Raw genomic sequence first — 3,233 nt, 5'->3', positions numbered from 1 at the left:
CTTCAGAACTAACACAGTGGACGCGAGCAACTGAGGACAAGCCCTCGGCCTATTAGTACCAGTCAGCTCCACCCGTTACCGGGCTTCCACATCTGGCCTATCAACCCAGTCGTCTACTGGGAGCCTTACCCTCTCAAGGAGGTGGGAATACTCATCTTGAAGCAGGCTTCCCGCTTAGATGCTTTCAGCGGTTATCCCTCCCGAACGTAGCCAACCAGCCATGCCCTTGGCAGGACAACTGGCACACCAGAGGTTCGTCCGTCCCGGTCCTCTCGTACTAGGGACAGCCCTTCTCAATATTCCTACGCGCACAGCGGATAGGGACCGAACTGTCTCACGACGTTCTAAACCCAGCTCGCGTACCGCTTTAATGGGCGAACAGCCCAACCCTTGGGACCGACTCCAGCCCCAGGATGCGACGAGCCGACATCGAGGTGCCAAACCATCCCGTCGATATGGACTCTTGGGGAAGATCAGCCTGTTATCCCCGGGGTACCTTTTATCCGTTGAGCGACGGCGCTTCCACAAGCCACCGCCGGATCACTAGTCCCGACTTTCGTCCCTGCTCGACCCGTCGGTCTCACAGTCAAGCTCCCTTGTGCACTTACACTCAACACCTGATTGCCAACCAGGCTGAGGGAACCTTTGGGCGCCTCCGTTACCCTTTGGGAGGCAACCGCCCCAGTTAAACTACCCATCAGACACTGTCCCTGATCCGGATCACGGACCGAGGTTAGACATCCAGCACGACCAGAGTGGTATTTCAACGGCGACTCCACCATGACTGGCGTCACGGCTTCAAAGTCTCCCACCTATCCTACACAAGCCGAACCGAACACCAATATCAAACTGTAGTAAAGGTCCCGGGGTCTTTCCGTCCTGCTGCGCGAAACGAGCATCTTTACTCGTAGTGCAATTTCACCGGGCCTATGGTTGAGACAGTCGAGAAGTCGTTACGCCATTCGTGCAGGTCGGAACTTACCCGACAAGGAATTTCGCTACCTTAGGATGGTTATAGTTACCACCGCCGTTTACTGGCGCTTAAGTTCTCAGCTTCGCAACCCCGAAAGGTCACTAACCGGTCCCCTTAACGTTCCAGCACCGGGCAGGCGTCAGTCCGTATACATCGCCTTACGGCTTCGCACGGACCTGTGTTTTTAGTAAACAGTCGCTTCTCGCTGGTCTCTGCGGCCACCCCCAGCTCACGGAGTAAATCCGATCACCAGTGATGGCCCCCCTTCTCCCGAAGTTACGGGGGCATTTTGCCGAGTTCCTTAACCATAGTTCACCCGAACGCCTCGGTATTCTCTACCTGACCACCTGAGTCGGTTTAGGGTACGGGCCGCCATGAAACTCGCTAGAGGCTTTTCTCGACAGCATAGGATCATCCACTTCACCACAATCGGCTCGGCATCAGGTCTCAGCCTTATATGAGGGACGGATTTGCCTACCCCTCGGCCTACACCCTTACCCCGGGACAACCACCGCCCGGGCTGGACTACCTTCCTGCGTCACCCCATCGCTTACCTACTACCACCTTGGGTCAGCGGCTCCACCACTCCCCTTTCCCCGAAGGGTCCAGGGCGGCTTCACGGCCTTAGCATTAATGGGCTCGATATTGGGCGTTTCAAAGCGGGTACCGGAATATCAACCGGTTGTCCATCGACTACGCCTGTCGGCCTCGCCTTAGGTCCCGACTTACCCTGGGCAGATCAGCTTGACCCAGGAACCCTTAGTCAATCGGCGCACACGTTTCTCACGTGTGTATCGCTACTCATGCCTGCATTCTCACTCGTGAACCGTCCACAACTACCTTCCGGTGCTGCTTCACCCGGCACACGACGCTCCCCTACCCATCACAGCCTCCGTTGGGAGTATTGCTGCAATGACACGACTTCGGCGGTACGCTTGAGCCCCGCTACATTGTCGGCGCGGAATCACTTGACCAGTGAGCTATTACGCACTCTTTCAAGGGTGGCTGCTTCTAAGCCAACCTCCTGGTTGTCTCTGCGACTCCACATCCTTTCCCACTTAGCGTACGCTTAGGGGCCTTAGTCGATGCTCTGGGCTGTTTCCCTCTCGACCATGGAGCTTATCCCCCACAGTCTCACTGCCGTGCTCTCACTTACCGGCATTCGGAGTTTGGCTAAGGTCAGTAACCCGGTAGGGCCCATCGCCTATCCAGTGCTCTACCTCCGGCAAGAAACACACGACGCTGCACCTAAATGCATTTCGGGGAGAACCAGCTATCACGGAGTTTGATTGGCCTTTCACCCCTAACCACAGGTCATCCCCCAGGTTTTCAACCCTGGTGGGTTCGGTCCTCCACGAAGTCTTACCTCCGCTTCAACCTGCCCATGGCTAGATCACTCCGCTTCGGGTCTAGAGCGTGCAACTCAATCGCCCTATTCGGACTCGCTTTCGCTACGGCTTCCCCACACGGGTTAACCTCGCTACACACCGCTAACTCGCAGGCTCATTCTTCAAAAGGCACGCAGTCACGAGATACCCGAAGGTATCCGACGCTCCCACGGCTTGTAGGCACACGGTTTCAGGTACTATTTCACTCCGCTCCCGCGGTACTTTTCACCATTCCCTCACGGTACTATCCGCTATCGGTCACCAGGGAATATTTAGGCTTAGCGGGTGGTCCCGCCAGATTCACACGGGATTTCTCGGGCCCCGTGCTACTTGGGAGATGAGCAAGCAAGCCGTACAGATTTCAGCTACGGGGGTCTTACCCTCTACGCCGGACCTTTCGCATGTCCTTCGCCTATCCATACGGTTTCTGACTCGCCTCACAGCCGGCAGACCGTGAAAGCTCATTCCCACAACCCCGCATGCGCAACCCCTGCCGGGTCTCACACACATACGGTTTGGCCTCATCCGGTTTCGCTCGCCACTACTCCCGGAATCACGGTTGTTTTCTCTTCCTGAGGGTACTGAGATGTTTCACTTCCCCTCGTTCCCTCCACACTGCCTATGTGTTCAGCAGTGGGTGACAGCCCATGACGACTGCCGGGTTTCCCCATTCGGACACCCCCGGATCAAAGCTCAGTTGGCAGCTCCCCGGGGCCTATCGCGGCCTCTCACGTCCTTCATCGGTTCCTGGTGCCAAGGCATCCACCGTGCGCCCTTAAAAACTTGGCCACAGATGCTCGCGTCCACTGTGTAGTTCTCAAGCAACGACCAGCCACCCATCACCCTGCTCCCAAAAGGACCAGGTTCACCGG

The 3,233-nt window shown here is 56.8% G+C and carries 1 rRNA gene; it reads right to left on the bottom strand.

The features are described from left to right. Window positions 1-32 precede the first annotated feature (32 nt). A 23S ribosomal RNA gene (locus ACIPXB_RS37035) occupies window positions 33-3,150 on the bottom strand. Window positions 3,151-3,233: the final 83 nt, after the last annotated feature.

It is taken from the genome of Streptomyces sp. NPDC090022 (assembly GCF_044748145.1).
GTDB lineage: Bacteria > Actinomycetota > Actinomycetes > Streptomycetales > Streptomycetaceae > Streptomyces.
Note: the sequence above shows the minus strand (reverse complement) of the source record. Positions and strands in the feature narration are given on the sequence as shown.